This is a genomic window from Lysobacter arseniciresistens ZS79 (assembly GCF_000768335.1).
In the GTDB taxonomy this organism is placed as follows: Bacteria; Pseudomonadota; Gammaproteobacteria; order Xanthomonadales; family Xanthomonadaceae; genus Novilysobacter; species Novilysobacter arseniciresistens.
Genome location: NZ_AVPT01000003.1, coordinates 157,927 through 172,141, shown reverse-complemented (window position 1 = coordinate 172,141; position 14,215 = coordinate 157,927). Strand labels below are relative to the sequence as shown.

Here is a 14,215-nt window from a genome sequence, read left to right as displayed (position 1 = left end):
CCGCGTTAAGAATCCGCTACGCCGCGCCGCCCGACCCTACAATCACCACATGAACCCCGCCGCGAACCTCATCCTGGTCGGCCCGACCGGCGCCGGCAAAAGCTGCATCGGCCGCCGGCTGGCCGAGCGCTTCGGCCTGCGCCTGGCCGACTGCGACCGCGCGATCGAGCAGCACACCGGTGCCAGCGTGGCGACCATCTTCGAATGCGAGGGCGAAGCCGGCTTCCGCAGCCGCGAGTCGGCGATGCTGTCGCAACTGCTGGCAGACGACGGCGTGCTGCTGGCCACCGGCGGCGGCGCGGTGCTGGATGACGGCAACCGGCGGCTGCTGCACCGGCGCGGCTTCGTCGTGCACCTGCAGGTATCGCCGGCGCAGCAGCTGGAGCGGCTTGCGCGCGACCACACCCGCCCGCTGCTGCAGCGGCCCGACCGCGAACAGGTGCTGCAGGCGATGGCGCAGGCCCGCGGGCCGCTGTACCGCGAGGTCGCCGATCTCGAGTTCGACACCGACGGCCTTGACGCCGCCGCGGCCGCGCAGCGGCTGGCCGCGGAACTGCAACAGCGCTGGCAGCGCGGGGCCGCGGCATGAGCGCGCAACGCACGGTCGAGGTCGGCGGCGAGCGGCCGTACCGGATCGCGATCGCGCCGGGACTGCTCGACGACGGCGCCCGACTGGCCACCCCGCTGCGCGGCCGCCACGTGCTGCTGGTCAGCGACACCAACGTGGCGCCGCTGTACGCCGCCCGGGTCGAGGACGCGTTGCGCTCGGCCCGGCCGGAGCTTTCGATAGCCCGCCACGTGATGCCTGCCGGCGAGCACGAGAAGACCCTGCAGCGTTTCGGCGAAGTGCTGGACGCGCTGGCCCGGCTCGGCGCCACCCGCGACGCGACCGTGCTCGCGCTCGGCGGCGGCGTCGTCGGCGACCTCGCCGGCTTCGCCGCGGCCTGCTGGATGCGCGGCATCGACGTGGTGCAGCTGCCGACCACGCTGCTGGCGATGGTCGACTCGTCGGTGGGCGGCAAGACCGCGGTCGACCTGCCGGCCGGCAAGAACCTCGCAGGCGCGTTCCACCCGCCGGTGGCCGTGCTGGCCGACACCGTCGCCCTGCGCACCCTGCCCGGTCGCGAACTGCGTGCCGGACTGGCCGAGGTGGTCAAGTACGGCGCGATCCTCGACGCCGGCTTCCTCGACTGGCTGGAGGCGAACGCGGACGCCCTGCTCGCCGGCGACGACGCGGCGCTGGCCGAGGCGATCGCGCGTTCGTGCCGCTGCAAGGCCGATGTCGTCGCGCGTGACCCGTTCGAGCACGGCGAGCGCGCCCTGCTCAACTTCGGCCACACCTTCGGCCACGCGATCGAGGCCGAACAGGGCTACGCGGGCAGCACCGACGGACTCAACCACGGCGAAGCGGTCGCGGTCGGCATGATGCTGGCGGCGCGGCTGTCGACCGCGCTGGGGCTGGCCCCGGCGTCCGACGCGGAGCGGTTGCGCGACCTGCTGCGACGACTGGGCCTGCCGACCGACCTGCCCGCCGGGCTGTCCCCGCAGGCGCTGCTGCAGCGGATGCGGCTCGACAAGAAGGCCGACGCCGACGGTATCCGCTTCATCCTGTGGGACCGTGCCGGCGCGGCGCGCGTGGTGGCGAACGTGGCCGACGACGCCGTGCTGGAGGTCCTGTCCGAAGGGGGAGCTGTAGGAGCGACGTGAGTCGCGACCCACTGACAAGTGGTCGGCCGGTTTCTCCCACCATCGGTAGCAGGACCGTGGGCGAGCGAACGCGGGATCGCGTTGACCGCAGCGAAACCGATTGTCAGTGGGTCGCGACTCACGTCGCTCCTACGCGGACAACGGCGGAAAGCGACGCGGTGCCCGTACAATCCCCGTCCATGCGACTGCTGCTGCAACAACGTCCCGACGGCCCCGAGGCTCCGCGCTTCGTGCAGCTGATGCTGCAGCCGGACCTGCTCGGCGGCTGGACGCTGGTGCGGGAGACCGGCCAGATCGGCGGGCGCAGCCAGGTGCGGCGCGAGCAGTTCCTCGACCGCGACAGCGCGCAGCAGGCGCTGGAGCAGGCGCGCGACCAGCAGCTCAAGCGCGGCTTCCAGGTGATGTTCAGCCAGGGCATGGACGGCCGCCGCTGACCCTACGGGACGCTGCGTCCCGCCCCGCCCGGGAACGCCGACCGCCGCCGCCGCGTACCATGCGCGCCATCGCGCGACGCCGCCGGCCCGCCCGGCCCGCGACGCGCCCCGTTTCCGCGCCTTCGAGGACCCCCGCCGTGACCAGCCCCCTCCGCAACGACCGCTTCCTGCGCGCCCTGCGCCGCCAGCCCGTGGACCGCACGCCCGTCTGGCTGATGCGCCAGGCCGGCCGCTACCTGCCGGAGTACCGTGCCACCCGCAAGGCCGCCGGCAGCTTCCTGGCGATGGCCAAGAACCCGGAGCTGGCCTGCGAGGTCACCCTGCAGCCGCTGCGCCGGTTCCCGCTGGACGCGGCGATCTTGTTCTCCGACATCCTCACCGTGCCCGACGCGATGGGCCTGGGGCTGTATTTCGTCGAGGGCGAGGGCCCGAAGTTCGAGCGCCCGGTGCGCAACGCCGCCGACATCGCCCGCCTCGGCGTGCCCGACATGGCGACCGACCTGCGCTACGTGATGGACGCGGTGTCGACCATCCGCCGCGAACTCGACGGCAGCGTGCCGCTGATCGGCTTTTCCGGCAGCCCGTGGACGCTGGCCTGCTACATGGTGGAAGGCGGCGGCAGCAAGGACTTCGCGCGGGTCAAGTCGCTGGCGCTGAACGACCCGGCGGCGATGCACCGGCTGCTGGAGGTCACCACCGACGCCGTCATCGCCTACCTGTCGGCGCAGCGCGCGGCCGGCGCGCAGGCGCTGCAGGTGTTCGACACCTGGGGCGGCGTGCTGTCGCCGGCGATGTACCGCGAGTTCTCGCTGCGCTACCTGACCCGCATCGCCCGCGAGCTGGAGCGCGGCGACGGCGACGGCGACGCGCGCGCGCCGCTGATCCTGTTCGGCAAGGGCAACGGCCTGCACGTGGCCGACCTCGCCGCCAGCGGCACCGACGCGGTCGGGGTCGACTGGACCATCGAGCTGGGCGAGGCCGCGCGCCGCACCGGCGGCCGGGTCGCGCTGCAGGGCAACCTCGACCCGGTGACGCTGTACGCCAGCCCCGAGGCGATCCGCAGTGAGGTCGGCCGTGCGCTCGACAGCTACCGCGACGGCAACGGCGGCTCGCGCGAAGGCCACGTGTTCAACCTCGGCCACGGCATGTCGCCGGACATGGACCCGGACCACGTGGCGGTGCTGGTGGAGGCGGTGCACGCGCTCAGCGCACGCTGAGGCGGCACTGCGCCGGAGCCGCGCGGTCCGTCAGGACGCCGGCCCGGCCTCCACCACCAGCCGCGCAAGCTCGCCGTCGCCTTCGAGCACCTCGCGCAGCATCGCCCCGGTCACCGGCTTGCGCAGGAAGGCGTCGAAGCCGGCAGCATGGGCCAGCAGCTCGACCTCCGCCTCGGCGCGCGCGGTGATCGCCACCAGCCGCGCATCGAAGCCCTGCCCGCGCAGTTGCCGCGCCAGCGCCAGCCCGTCCATGCCCGGCAGGTCGAGGTCCAGCAGGGCGACGTCGAAGCGCTCCGTCGCGACCTCCGCCAGCGCCGCCAGGCCGTGCCCGGCGTGCACCACCCGGTGGCCCTGCGCCCGCAGCAGGCCGCTGACCACCTCGGCCACCATCGCGTCGTCCTCGACCAGCAGGACCGTACGCGCCGAGGACGTGGCCGGCGGTTCGACCCCGGGGGCCGCGGCCTCGCCGGGTTCGGCCACCGGCAGCGGCAGCCATACCTCGAAGCACGTGCCTTCGCCGGGCGCGCTGTCCACCGTGATCGTTCCGCCCATCGCCGCGGCCAGTTCCTGGCAGATCGCCAGGCCCAGCCCGCTGCCGCCGTAGCGGGCGGCGGTGCGCGCGCCATCGGCCTGCTCGAAGCGACGGAACAGCCGCGCCTGCTGCTCGGCGTTGAGGCCGGGGCCGCTGTCGGCGACCCGCAGCAGCACGCCGTCGCGCGCCTGCCCGCCCACCTCCAACGCGACCCAGCCCGAGCCGGTGAACTTGACCGCGTTGCCAAGCAGGTTGAGCAGGATCTGCCGCACCCGTACCGGGTCGCCGCGCAGGCCGCGCGGGGCGTCGGCGGCGACATCGAGCCGGAACTCCAACCCCCGCGCGCGGGCCAGCGGCGCGGTCAGCGCGGACACCTCGCGCACCAGCGCGCGCAGGTCGAACGGCTGCTCCGCCAGTGCCAGCTTGCCGGACTCGATCCGGGCCAGGTCGAGCGCGTCGTTGACCAGCCGCAGCAGGTGCTCGCCGGCGCCGCGGATCGACTCGGCGTAGTTGCGCTGCAGCGGTGCCAGCGAGGTATCGAGCAGCAGCTCGGTCATGCCGAGCACGCCCGTCATCGGCGTGCGCACCTCGTGGCCGAGGGTGGCGAGGAAGCGGGTCTTGGCCAGCGACGCCTGCCGCGCGACCTCGTGCTCGTGCTGGGCGCGGCGCCAGACCTCGCGCTGGCGCAGGCGTGCGCGGTAGCGGTCTGCGGCTGCCCACAGCAGCAGCACCAGCAGCCCCAGCACGCCGGCCGCGGCCCAGCCGGTGCGCCACCACGGCGGCTCCACGGTGAATGCCAGCACCTGCTCGGCGGCGGCGTTGCCGGCGGCGTCGAACGCCCGCGCGTGCAGCACGTGGTCGCCCGCCGGCAGGCCCGCCAGCACGCGCTCGCCGCTGGCGCCGTGCGACACCCAGCCCTCGTCGTAGCCTTCCAGCCGGGTGAAGTAGCGGTTGGCGCTCGGGTCGTCGAACGACAGCAGCCGCAGTTGCACACGCAGCTCGCGGTCGCTGGCAGCAAGCCGCGGCGGTGCCGTGCGGTCGAGCGTGACCCAGTCGCCGCCGCGGCGCACCTCGACCCGGTCGAAGCGCAGCGCCGGCTCCCGCGCCGGCGGGTCGGGCACGCGGGTATCGACCATCACCACGCCGCCGTCGGCCAGCGCCGCGGTCAGCACGCCGTCGTCGGACAGCACCAGCGCACGCTCGACGAACTCCTGGCTGGTCAGGCCGTCGGGCAGGCCGAAGCGGCGCACGTGCTCGCTGCCCGGGTCCCAGCGGAACAGGCCGCGCTTGGTCGCCAGCCAGACCCGGCCGTCGCGGTCGACCTGCAGCCCCGACGCCTCGGCCGCAGGGATGCCCTGCGCGGTATCGACCCGGGCGGTACGCCGCCACGCCGCGCCGGCACGCTCGTAATGCTCCAGGCCGGACAGGCGCTGCAGCCACAGGCTGCCATCCGCGGCGAAGTCCAGCGCAAACACGCGGTCTTCAAGCTCGATGCCCGGCACCTGCTCGAAGCGGCCGCCCACCGGGTTCCATCGCAGGACACCCTTGCCGTTGGCGACCCACAGATGGCCATCGGGATCGAACGCGATCGCCTCGTTGTCGCCAACGCCCAGGCCCTGGTCGGGTCCGGCATGCACGGTCTCCAGCACCTCGCCGGTGGCCGGATCGCGCCGCTGCATTCCTGCACCGGCGAACGACACCCACACGCTGCCGTCGGGCGCCTGCGCCAGCAGGTCGGCCGGGCCGCCCAGCGATGCATCACCGCCTTCCGCCGTCCACTTCCACAGCTGCTCGCGCTCCGGGTCCATCCGCACCAGTGCGCGCCGCTGGCCCAGCCACACGGTGCCATCGGCCGCTTCCAGCAGGGACAGCGCCGGAAGGCCGCCGAGGCGGTCCTGCAACGCCGCGGCGAGCGGCCTCACGACGCCGTCAGGGCCGATCCGCTCCAGCTGGCCACGCTCGCCCGCCAGCCACGCGCCGCCGCCACGCGCCACCGCAACCGCGACGTACAGCCCGGCGGTCAGGCCATCCTCGATCCCGCGGAACTGCGCGATCCGCCGCCAGTCCGGCGGCAGGTAACCGAGTCCGACGCCGGACACCGGGAACCACATGGCGCCGTCGGGCTGGCCGAGCATCTGGTACATCGGCAGCACCGGGCCCTTGGCACCGATCGGCACCGGCACCGGCACCGCGCCCGCCGCCGCACGCCACAACTGCCGGTGACTGGCCAGCCACAGCTCGCCACCGCGGCCGGCCAGCACCCCGAAGACGGCGTTGGGGTACTCGAACATCACCGACCACGCCGGCTGCCGCCAGCGGCGCTCGGCGGTCAGTTCGAACAGGCCGGTGCTCGCGCCGACCCACAGGCTGTCGCCGACCGGCGTTGCCGAAAATATCGTCGGCGTCGGTTTCTCGCCCGGCAGCGCGACACGCTCGAATCCGTCGCCGGTCCAGCGTGCCAGCCCGGCGGTGGTGCCGACCCACAGGTCACCGTGGGCGTCGACGCTGAGCGACAGGACGATGTCCGACGGCAGGCTGCGCGGGTCGCCATCGACCGGCATGTAGCGGGTGATGCTGCCGTCCGGGTCGAGCCGGTGCAGGCCGCCGCCGAAAGTCCCGAACCACAGTGCGTCGCCCTGGCTGGTGATCGCCCAGACCTCGTCGCTGCCCATCGACTGGTGGGTCGCCTGGCGGTAGTGGCGGAAGCCGTCGCCGACGCGGGGATCCAGAACGCTAAGGCCGCGGCCTTCCGGCGCGACCCACACGCAACCGTCGGGGTCGACGTGCAGCACGGTGACGTAATTGCCGGGCAGTGACGACGGGTCGTCTGGTACGTGGCGCCAGACCCGCATGCCGATGCCGTCGTAGCGGGCCAGGCCATCGTTGGTGGCCAGCCACAGGTAGCCGTCGGCGTCGCGCGCGAGGCTGTTGATGTTGCTCGACGGCAGGCCGTCGGCGACATCGATGTGGCGCAGGGTCGGGATCTCCGGTATCGACGGCGCCGGTGATGGCACGGCACTCCACGCCGGTGCCGACACCGCGGCCAGCAGCAGTCCCGCGGCCACCGCCGCCATACGGTTCGCAACGCGCATCGTCCCCTCCATGGTCGTGCCGCGGCCAGGCCGCGTCCCCGCCGACAGCGTCGGTGATCGCGCCGCCCGCGGCAAGTCGCCGGGGTGGCTCGCCGCCGGTGCAACGCTGCGTAATGCCGGCCGCACGACGCGTCACGCTGGCTGCGCCTAGAATCCCGGCCATGCACGCCGCTCCCGCTCCGACCGCATCCGGCCTCGCGCTCGCCCTGCTCCTGCCGGCGCTGGCGTGGAGCACGGCCACGCCGGCCGCCGAACCCGCCGCGTGGAAGCTCGACCCGGTCCACACCCGGGTGATGTTCGCGGTGTCGCACGCCGGCTTCTCCAAGGCGATCGGCACCGTCTCCGGCAGCGAGGGCGGTCTGCTCTACACCCCGGGCGACTGGAGCGGCGCGCGGCTGGTGGTCGAAGTCCCGCTCGCACGGCTCGACCTCGGCGACGCCGACTGGAACCGCGCCGTCCTCGCCGGCAACCTGCTCGACGCCGCGGACCACCCGACCGCGCGCTTCGTATCGACCACCGTCACCGCCCGCGACGACGACCACGCCGAGGTCTGCGGCCAGCTCACCCTGCGCGGCGCCACCCGCCCGCTGTGCCTGGACGTCACCGTCAACGCGGTCGAGCGCCACCCGATGCCACCGTTCCGCCGCACCGCCGGGTTCTCCGCCACCGCCACGCTGGACCGCAGCGACTACGGCATCGACGCGTGGTCGTCGATGATCGGCGACGCGGTCGAACTGCGGATCGAGGCCGAGGCCACCCGCGCCAGCCGCAGCTTCGCCGAGCGACTGTTCGGCACGGCGGACACGCCCCGGGCCGAAACCGCACCCACAGGGGAACAACGATGAACTGGAAGAACACGCCCGAGCGCTGGGGTCCCGTCAGCCAGCTGCTGCACTGGCTGATCGTGGTGTTGCTGGTGGTGCTGTCGGTGGTGGGGCTGTCACTGGACAGCCTGCCGAAGACGCCGAAGTACTTCTGGGTCTACGACCTGCACAAATCCACCGGGCTGACCCTGTTGGCGCTGGTGGTGCTGCGGATCGGCTGGCGGCTGGTGGCCGGCGCGCCGCGGCCGCTGCCGGGCACGGCGGTATGGCAGGCACGGCTGGCGTCGGCGACCCACGGGCTGCTGTACCTGCTGATCCTCGCCATGCCGCTGTCGGGCTGGCTGTACGACTCCGCCAGCGGGCTGCGGCCGCTGCGCTGGTACGGCCTGGCCGAGGTGCCCAAGCTCAGCGCGCCCAACGAGCAACTGGCCGATTTCGGCCACGAGGCACATGAATGGCTGTTCTGGCTGTTGCTGCTGGTTGTCATCGGCCACGTCGCTGCCGCGTTCTATCACCACATATTCCAGCGCGACGACACCCTGCGGCGGATGCTGCCGCGTCGCCGCCGCACCGCTTCCGGAGGTTCCTGATGTCCCGTTCCACGCCGTTCCGCTCCCTGGCGCTGGGCGCCGCCGTGCTGCTGGCCGCCACGCCCGCACTCGCCACCGACTACGTGCAGGCGCCGGGCTCGACCCTCGCCTTCGCGACCCAGTACGACGGCGAGGTGTTCAGCGGCCACTTCGGCCAGTTCACCACCACGCTGAGCTTCGACCCCGCCGACCCGGCCGCCGCGAAGCTCGACGTGGTGATCCCGCTGGCCAGCGCGAGCACCGCCAACGCCGACCGTGACAGCACGCTGCAGGGCGGCGATTTCTTCGCCACCTCGAAATTCCCGCAGGCGCGCTACGTCGCCCGCGGCTTCCGCGACCTCGGCGACGGCCGCTACGCCGCCGACGGCGAGCTCACCCTGCGCGGCACCACCCGTCCGGTGACGCTCACCTTCAGCTTCACCGACGGCGCGCCGGCGCTGCTGGAAGGCAAGGCGACCGTGCAGCGGCTCGACTTCAACGTCGGCGGCGGCGACTGGGCCGACCTGACCCTGCTGCCCAACCCGGTGGCGATCAGCACGAAGGTGCGTCTGCAGCCGGTGGAGTGACGAAGCAACGGACCGCCTCGGCGTCGAACGGCCAGTCCAGTTCACGCCCACTCGGCTCGTCGCGCAGCACCGGCACGCGGATGCCGTAGCGCGCCTCCAGCGCCGCGTCGTCGTCGATGAACACGCTTTCGAACTCCGGCGCGCGCGCCGCGGCCAGCACCTCCAGCGCGAGGTCGCACAGGTGGCAGTCGTCGCGCTGCAGCAGTGTCAGGCGCGGATGGGTGGCGGGCGTGCGGTCGGGTCCGGGCATGCGTCGGTCGGCGGTCTGGCGCCTGAAGCGCCGGCGTGGCGCCGTAGAATATCGGTTTGGCCGCGCGCCCCGCGTCGGCCCCTGACGCCGACCCGCGGTCGGCCGGAGCGCATCGTGGCTGTCAGCACCTTCGACCTGTTCAAGATCGGCATCGGACCCAGCTCGTCGCACACCGTCGGCCCGATGCGGGCGGCGGCGCGGTTCATCGAGCGCTGGCTGATCGAGGGCGGCGCGGGCGACGGCAGCGACCTGGCCCGCACCACGCGCGTGCGCGCCGAAGTGTTCGGCTCGCTCGCCCTCACCGGCCGCGGCCACGGCACCGACAAGGCCGTGCTGATGGGCCTGGAGGGCCACTGGCCCAACCGGATCGACCCCGACATCATCCCCGAGGCGCTGGAGCGCATCCGTTCGACCAAGCGCATCCGGCTGTTCGGCCGCCACGAGATCGGCTTCGACGAGAAGCACGACCTCATCATGAACAAGCGCCAGAAGCTGCCGTTCCACACCAACGGCATGCGCTTCACCGCCTACGACGCCGATGGCAACGTGATCGCCACGCGCGACTACTACTCGGTCGGCGGCGGCTTCGTGGTCAACCAGGACGAGGCGGCCGAGGACCGGATCGTCGCCGATACCACCGAGGTGCCGTACCCGTTCAACTCCGGCGACGAGCTGATCGCCCAGTGCGACCGCCACGGCATCACCATCGCCGCGCTGATGTACGCCAACGAGCAGGTCTGGCGCACGCGCGCGGAGATCGACGCCGGCCTCGACGAGGTCTGGGCGGCGATGAAGTCCTGCGTCGAACGCGGCATCCGCTCCGGCGGCACCCTGCCCGGCGGCCTGCACGTGACCCGTCGCGCGCCGCTGCTGCACGCCGAGCTGGCCGCGCGCCCCGACGCCGCGACCGAGGACCCGCTGACCATGCTGGACTGGGTCAACCTGTTCGCGCTGGCGGTCAACGAGGAAAACGCCGCCGGCGGCCGCGTGGTGACGGCGCCGACCAACGGCGCGGCCGGCATCATCCCGTCGGTGCTGCACTACTACGACCGCTTCGTCCCCGGCGCCAGCCTGCAGGGCGTACGCGACTTCCTGCTGACCGCCGCCGCGATCGGCATCCTCTACAAGGAGAACGCCTCGATCTCCGGCGCCGAGGTCGGCTGCCAGGGCGAGGTCGGCGTGGCCTGCTCGATGGCCGCCGGTGGCCTGACCGCGGCGATCGGCGGCAGCGTCAGCCGCATCGAGAACGCCGCCGAGATCGGCATGGAGCACAACCTCGGCCTGACCTGCGACCCGATCGGCGGCCTGGTGCAGATCCCCTGCATCGAGCGCAACGCGATGGGCTCGGTCAAGGCGATCAACGCCAGCCGCATGGCCATGCGCGGCGACGGCAAGCACAAGGTCAGCCTCGACAAGGTCATCAAGACCATGCGCGAGACCGGCAACGACATGAAGGACAAGTACAAGGAAACCAGCCGCGGCGGGCTGGCGGTGAACGTCATCGAGTGCTGATCCGAAGCACGTCGTCGAGCAGGGCCGCGGCGGTCACCCCGGCACCGGCGCCGGGGCCCTGGATCACCAGCGGCTGCTCGCTGTAGCGGTCCGACCAGATCGCCAGCCGGTTGTCGGTGCCGGCCCCGCCCGCCAGCGGATGGTCGTCGGCCAGCGCCTCCAGCCCCACGCGCGCACGGCCGTGTTCGAGCCGGGCGACGAAACGCAGCTTCGCGCCCTCCTTGCGCGCCTCGGCGAAGCGCTCGCGCAGTTGCGCGTCGAGCAGCGGCAGAGCGGCGTCGACGTCCTCCCGCGCGCAGGCCGCCAGCGCCGCCGGCACCAGTGATTCGACCTCGACCGCGTCGCTTTCCAGCGCATGGCCGGCGGCGCGCGCGAGGATCAGGATCTTGCGCCGCACGTCCTCGCCGGACAGGTCCTCGCGCGGGTCGGGCTCGGTGTAGCCGGCCTCCCGCGCCTGACGCACGAAGCCGGAGAACGGCCGCAGTCCGTCGTAGTGGTTGAACAGCCACGCCAGCGAACCCGACAGCACGCCGGCGATGGCGTGGACGCGGTCGCCGCCGGCGCGCAGGTCACGGATCGAACGCAGCAGCGGCAGGCCGGCGCCGACCGTCGCGGCGTCGCCATACTCGCTGCCACCGCGCACGCGCGCGGCCTGGATCTGCTGCCAGCGCGGCAGCGAGGTGCCCTGCGCGAGCTTGCAGGCGGTGACGACATGGATGCCCTGCGCGAGCCAGTCGGCGTGGTGGGTGGCGACCCGGTCGCTGGCGGTGGCGTCGACGACGATCCGCGTACCGACGCCACCCAGTGCCTGGCCGACGCTGCCGAGATCGCTGGGAGCGAGGCCGGTTCCGCCCGCCGCCCGCAACGGTGCGCCGGCGCCGCCGGCGTCGCGCCAGGGCAAGACCTGGATGCCCGCTCCATCCGCCGCTGCGGGGCCGCGCCGCAACGCCTCGACCAGCGACGTCCAGCCGTTATCGGCGTCCGCCTCGTGCAGCAACGCCGAGCCGGGAGGCGCCGCCCACTGCGAGTTGGCCACGTAGGCCAGCGACAGCCGCCCCGGCTCGTCGCGTCGACCGGCCAGCCGCTGCAGCAGCGCGGTACCGACCTGACCCACGCCCAGCAGCGCGATCCGCGCGGCCCCATCCGCGGCGCGCGCCGCACGCGCGCGGGGTTCGATCTCCCGCGTCGCGACGTTCATTTGGACACGCTGCATTTGCCCGCCACCACGGCCGCCACGCGCTCCAGCGCGGCGGCGATGTCGGCGCGCAGGTCGTCGACGTGCTCGATGCCCACCGACAGCCGCAGCAGGCCGTCGCCGATCCCGGCGGCGGCGCGCGCCTCGGGCGACATCGCCGCGTGGGTCATCGTCGCCGGGTGCGCGACCAGGCTTTCGACCCCGCCGAGCGACTCGGCCAGGGTGAAGCAGTGCAGGCCGTCGATGAATGCGCGCACGCCGGCCTCGCCGCCGTCGATCTCCACGCTGAGCATCGCCCCGAAGCCACGCTGCTGGCGCGCGGCGACCGCATGGCCGGGATGCGACGGGCGCCCCGGGTAGTGCACCGCGCGCACCGCCGGGTGTGCTTCGAGCAGGCCGACCAGCGCGGCGGTGTTCTCCTGGTGCACGCGCAGGCGCGCATCCAGCGTGCGCAGCCCGCGCAGGGTCAGGAAGCTGTCGAACGGCGCGCCGGTGATGCCGAGGCAGTTGGCCCACCACGACAGCCGCTCGTGCAGCTCGGCGTCGCGCGCGACCACCGCCCCGCCGACCACGTCGCTGTGGCCGTTGATGTACTTGGTGGTCGAGTGCACCACCACGTCGGCGCCGAACGCGATCGGCTGCTGCAGCGCCGGCGACAGGAAGGTGTTGTCGACCACCGCCAGCGCGCCGGCCGCGTGCGCGGCCTCGATCACGAAGCGCAGGTCGGTGATCCGCAGCAGCGGGTTGGACGGCGTCTCGATCCAGACCACCGCCGGCCCCTGCGCCAGCGCATCGGCGAGTGCGCGCGGGTCGGTCAGGTCGACCGTCAACAACTCGAACGCGCCCTTGGCGGCCAGCGCGTTGAACAGCCGCCAGCTGCCGCCGTAGCCGTCGTGCGGCACCACCAGCCGGTCGCCGGGCTCCAGCAGCGTGTGCAGCACCAGCGTGATGGCGGCCATGCCGGTGGCCGTGACCACGCCGCCGGCGCCGCCTTCCAGCTCGGACAGCGCGTCGGCCAGCAGGTCGCGGGTCGGGTTGCCGCTGCGGCTGTAGTCGTAGCGGCGCTTGTCGTTGAAGCCGGCGAAGCTGAAGTTGCTCGACAGCACCAGCGGCGGCGTGACCGCGCCATAGGCGGTGTCGTGGTCGATGCCCGCGCGCACCGCGGCGGTACAGCCGTGCGCCGTCGCGCCGGCGGCCGGTCGCAGCAGGTCGACGCTCATGCCGCCACCCCCGTCTCGGCCTGCGCGTCCGTGAGTGCGTCGGCAAGCGCCTCGGCCAGGATCGCCGCGATCGCCGCGCGCTCCTTCAGGAAGGCGTCGTGGCCGTACACGGACTGCAGCACGTGCAGGCGCGTTTCGCCGCGCAGGCGCTCGGCCAGTTCCACCGCGTCGGACACCGGCACCAGCCGGTCCTCGGACACGCCGACCACCGTCACCGGCACCCGGATCGTCTCGGGGTTCAGCGCCTGCAGGTCGATCGATTCCGACAGCCGCACGAACGCGGTCGACGGGACGCGGCTGGCGTAGGTCGCGCCGCAGTGGTCGAGGTAGTCCTCGGCGCCGACGCGCACGCGGCCATCGACCACCGTCGCGGCCTCGAAGCGGCGGTCGAACTCCTCCGGCGTGCGGTAGCTGAGGATCGCCAGCTGCCGCGCCAGCGCGAGCCCGTGGCTGTCGTCGCACTGCAGCGCGCCCAGCGCGACCGCGCGCCGCTGCAGCGCCCGCAGCGCACTGGCGTGCGGATGGGAACGATGGCAGCCGCTGATCGCGACCAGCCGGCCAAGCCGCTGTGGATGGGCCGCGGCGAACTGCAGGCCGACCATCGCGCCGTACGAGCAGCCGACGAAGGCCAGCAGGCGGTCGATGCCGAGCGCATCGAGCAGCGCGGCGATGGCGTCGGCCTGGTCGGCCGGGTCGACCGGCACGTCGAGGCAGCCGTCGGCGGCGAGCCAGTCGAAGGCGAGGATGCCGTGCCGGCGCGGGTCCAGCGCGCGCCCCTCGCCGCACTGGTCGTCCCACCAGCCACGACCCGACAGCGCGGCGCTGGCGGCGACATGGCGGTCGGCCGAGATGCCACCGGCGACGAACACCACCGGCAGCGAGGGGTCGCCGAGGCGCTCGTAGCGCAGGGTCACCGTGCGGCGGCCGGCGTGGCGCAGATCGAGGATGACGTCGAACTCGCCGCGCACGGCGGGCGGGACATCCGCGCGGGGGCGCGGCGTGGCCGACGGGAACGGCCGGGCGGCGCTATTGCGCTGCCGGGACGTCGGGAGGGAATGGGTCTGCAGGCTCATGGC

13 protein-coding genes are annotated in these 14,215 nt (G+C 73.4%); 8 read left to right on the top strand and 5 right to left on the bottom strand.

Annotation, left to right across the window (positions count from 1 at the left end; all coding sequences use genetic code 11):
- Positions 1-49: 49 nt before the first annotated feature.
- The 4 genes from N799_RS03135 (at position 50) to hemE (ending at position 3,358) form a co-directional block, all read left to right on the top strand.
- Positions 50-589 carry a shikimate kinase gene (locus N799_RS03135; RefSeq protein WP_036207666.1) on the top strand — a complete coding sequence of 180 codons (540 nt, stop codon included), beginning with the start codon at positions 50-52 and terminating at the stop codon, positions 587-589.
- Positions 586-1,707 carry a 3-dehydroquinate synthase gene (gene aroB / locus N799_RS03130; RefSeq protein ID WP_036207664.1) on the top strand — a complete coding sequence of 374 codons (1,122 nt, stop codon included), beginning with the start codon at positions 586-588 and terminating at the stop codon, positions 1,705-1,707. The genes N799_RS03135 and aroB overlap by 4 nt, the downstream gene beginning before the upstream one ends.
- Positions 1,708-1,886: 179 nt before the next feature.
- Entirely contained in the window at positions 1,887-2,141 is a 255-nt protein-coding gene (locus N799_RS03125; RefSeq protein ID WP_036207662.1) for a WGR domain-containing protein, read from the top strand.
- 137 nt (positions 2,142-2,278) lie between these two features.
- A complete protein-coding gene (gene hemE, locus N799_RS03120; protein ID WP_036207658.1) occupies positions 2,279-3,358 on the top strand; it encodes a uroporphyrinogen decarboxylase in 1,080 nt (359 codons plus the stop codon).
- 30 nt (positions 3,359-3,388) lie between these two features.
- Here hemE and N799_RS03115 read toward each other — a convergent pair whose 3' ends face one another.
- Positions 3,389-6,982: a hybrid sensor histidine kinase/response regulator gene (locus tag N799_RS03115; protein WP_238978705.1), complete on the bottom strand. Its 3,594-nt coding sequence runs from the start codon at positions 6,980-6,982 to the stop codon at positions 3,389-3,391.
- A 161-nt stretch (positions 6,983-7,143) separates the two neighbouring features.
- On the opposite strand from N799_RS03115, the gene N799_RS03110 reads away from it, so the two are divergent.
- From N799_RS03110 to N799_RS03100, 3 genes are read left to right on the top strand one after another with little or no spacing between them, the layout of a single operon-like run.
- Positions 7,144-7,827 carry a YceI family protein gene (locus N799_RS03110; protein WP_036207653.1) on the top strand — a complete coding sequence of 228 codons (684 nt, stop codon included), beginning with the start codon at positions 7,144-7,146 and terminating at the stop codon, positions 7,825-7,827.
- Positions 7,824-8,396 (top strand): cytochrome b, encoded by a 573-nt coding sequence (locus N799_RS03105; RefSeq protein ID WP_036207650.1) that lies wholly within the window; start codon positions 7,824-7,826, stop codon positions 8,394-8,396. Before N799_RS03110 ends, N799_RS03105 begins: the two co-directional genes overlap by 4 nt.
- Complete coding sequence (locus N799_RS03100) at positions 8,396-8,962, top strand: YceI family protein (RefSeq protein ID WP_036207647.1); 567 nt, start codon at positions 8,396-8,398, stop codon at positions 8,960-8,962. The genes N799_RS03105 and N799_RS03100 overlap by 1 nt, the downstream gene beginning before the upstream one ends.
- Here N799_RS03100 and N799_RS03095 read toward each other — a convergent pair.
- On the bottom strand, positions 8,928-9,212 hold the full coding sequence (locus tag N799_RS03095) for a glutaredoxin family protein (protein ID WP_052101126.1): 285 nt from the start codon (positions 9,210-9,212) through the stop codon (positions 8,928-8,930). The genes N799_RS03100 and N799_RS03095 overlap by 35 nt on opposite strands.
- A gap of 114 nt (positions 9,213-9,326) precedes the next feature.
- Between N799_RS03095 and N799_RS03090 the strand changes: the two genes are divergently transcribed.
- On the top strand, positions 9,327-10,724 hold the full coding sequence (locus tag N799_RS03090) for an L-serine ammonia-lyase (protein ID WP_036207644.1): 1,398 nt from the start codon (positions 9,327-9,329) through the stop codon (positions 10,722-10,724).
- Here the strand turns inward: N799_RS03090 and N799_RS03085 are convergent.
- Genes N799_RS03085 through metX form a run of 3 tightly spaced genes read right to left on the bottom strand, consistent with a single transcriptional unit; the run spans position 10,711 to position 14,212 of the window.
- Positions 10,711-11,922, bottom strand: coding sequence for a homoserine dehydrogenase family protein (locus tag N799_RS03085; protein WP_036207641.1), 1,212 nt, complete (start codon positions 11,920-11,922; stop codon positions 10,711-10,713). The genes N799_RS03090 and N799_RS03085 overlap by 14 nt on opposite strands.
- The gene (gene metB, locus N799_RS03080) at positions 11,919-13,139 is read right to left on the bottom strand and encodes a cystathionine gamma-synthase (RefSeq protein ID WP_036207638.1); all 1,221 of its coding nucleotides are present in this window, start codon (positions 13,137-13,139) and stop codon (positions 11,919-11,921) included. Before metB ends, N799_RS03085 begins: the two co-directional genes overlap by 4 nt.
- A complete protein-coding gene (metX, locus tag N799_RS03075; RefSeq protein ID WP_052101162.1) occupies positions 13,136-14,212 on the bottom strand; it encodes a homoserine O-succinyltransferase MetX in 1,077 nt (358 codons plus the stop codon). The genes metB and metX overlap by 4 nt, the downstream gene beginning before the upstream one ends.
- Between the last annotated feature and the right edge of the window lie 3 nt (positions 14,213-14,215).

What these genes read in the sequence shown, in the direction of transcription:
- N799_RS03135 (WP_036207666.1), top strand. Translation starts at nt 50, where the DNA reads ATGAACCCCGCCGCGAACCTCATCCTGGTCGGCCCGACCGGCGCCGGC.
- aroB (WP_036207664.1), top strand. Translation starts at nt 586, where the DNA reads ATGAGCGCGCAACGCACGGTCGAGGTCGGCGGCGAGCGGCCGTACCGG.
- N799_RS03125 (WP_036207662.1), top strand. Translation starts at nt 1,887, where the DNA reads ATGCGACTGCTGCTGCAACAACGTCCCGACGGCCCCGAGGCTCCGCGC.
- N799_RS03115 (WP_238978705.1), bottom strand. Translation starts at nt 6,982, where the DNA reads ATGCGCGTTGCGAACCGTATGGCGGCGGTGGCCGCGGGACTGCTGCTG.
- N799_RS03110 (WP_036207653.1), top strand. Translation starts at nt 7,144, where the DNA reads ATGCACGCCGCTCCCGCTCCGACCGCATCCGGCCTCGCGCTCGCCCTG.
- N799_RS03105 (WP_036207650.1), top strand. Translation starts at nt 7,824, where the DNA reads ATGAACTGGAAGAACACGCCCGAGCGCTGGGGTCCCGTCAGCCAGCTG.
- N799_RS03100 (WP_036207647.1), top strand. Translation starts at nt 8,396, where the DNA reads ATGTCCCGTTCCACGCCGTTCCGCTCCCTGGCGCTGGGCGCCGCCGTG.
- N799_RS03095 (WP_052101126.1), bottom strand. Translation starts at nt 9,212, where the DNA reads ATGCCCGGACCCGACCGCACGCCCGCCACCCATCCGCGCCTGACACTG.
- N799_RS03085 (WP_036207641.1), bottom strand. Translation starts at nt 11,922, where the DNA reads ATGAACGTCGCGACGCGGGAGATCGAACCCCGCGCGCGTGCGGCGCGC.
- metB (WP_036207638.1), bottom strand. Translation starts at nt 13,139, where the DNA reads ATGAGCGTCGACCTGCTGCGACCGGCCGCCGGCGCGACGGCGCACGGC.
- metX (WP_052101162.1), bottom strand. Translation starts at nt 14,212, where the DNA reads ATGAGCCTGCAGACCCATTCCCTCCCGACGTCCCGGCAGCGCAATAGC.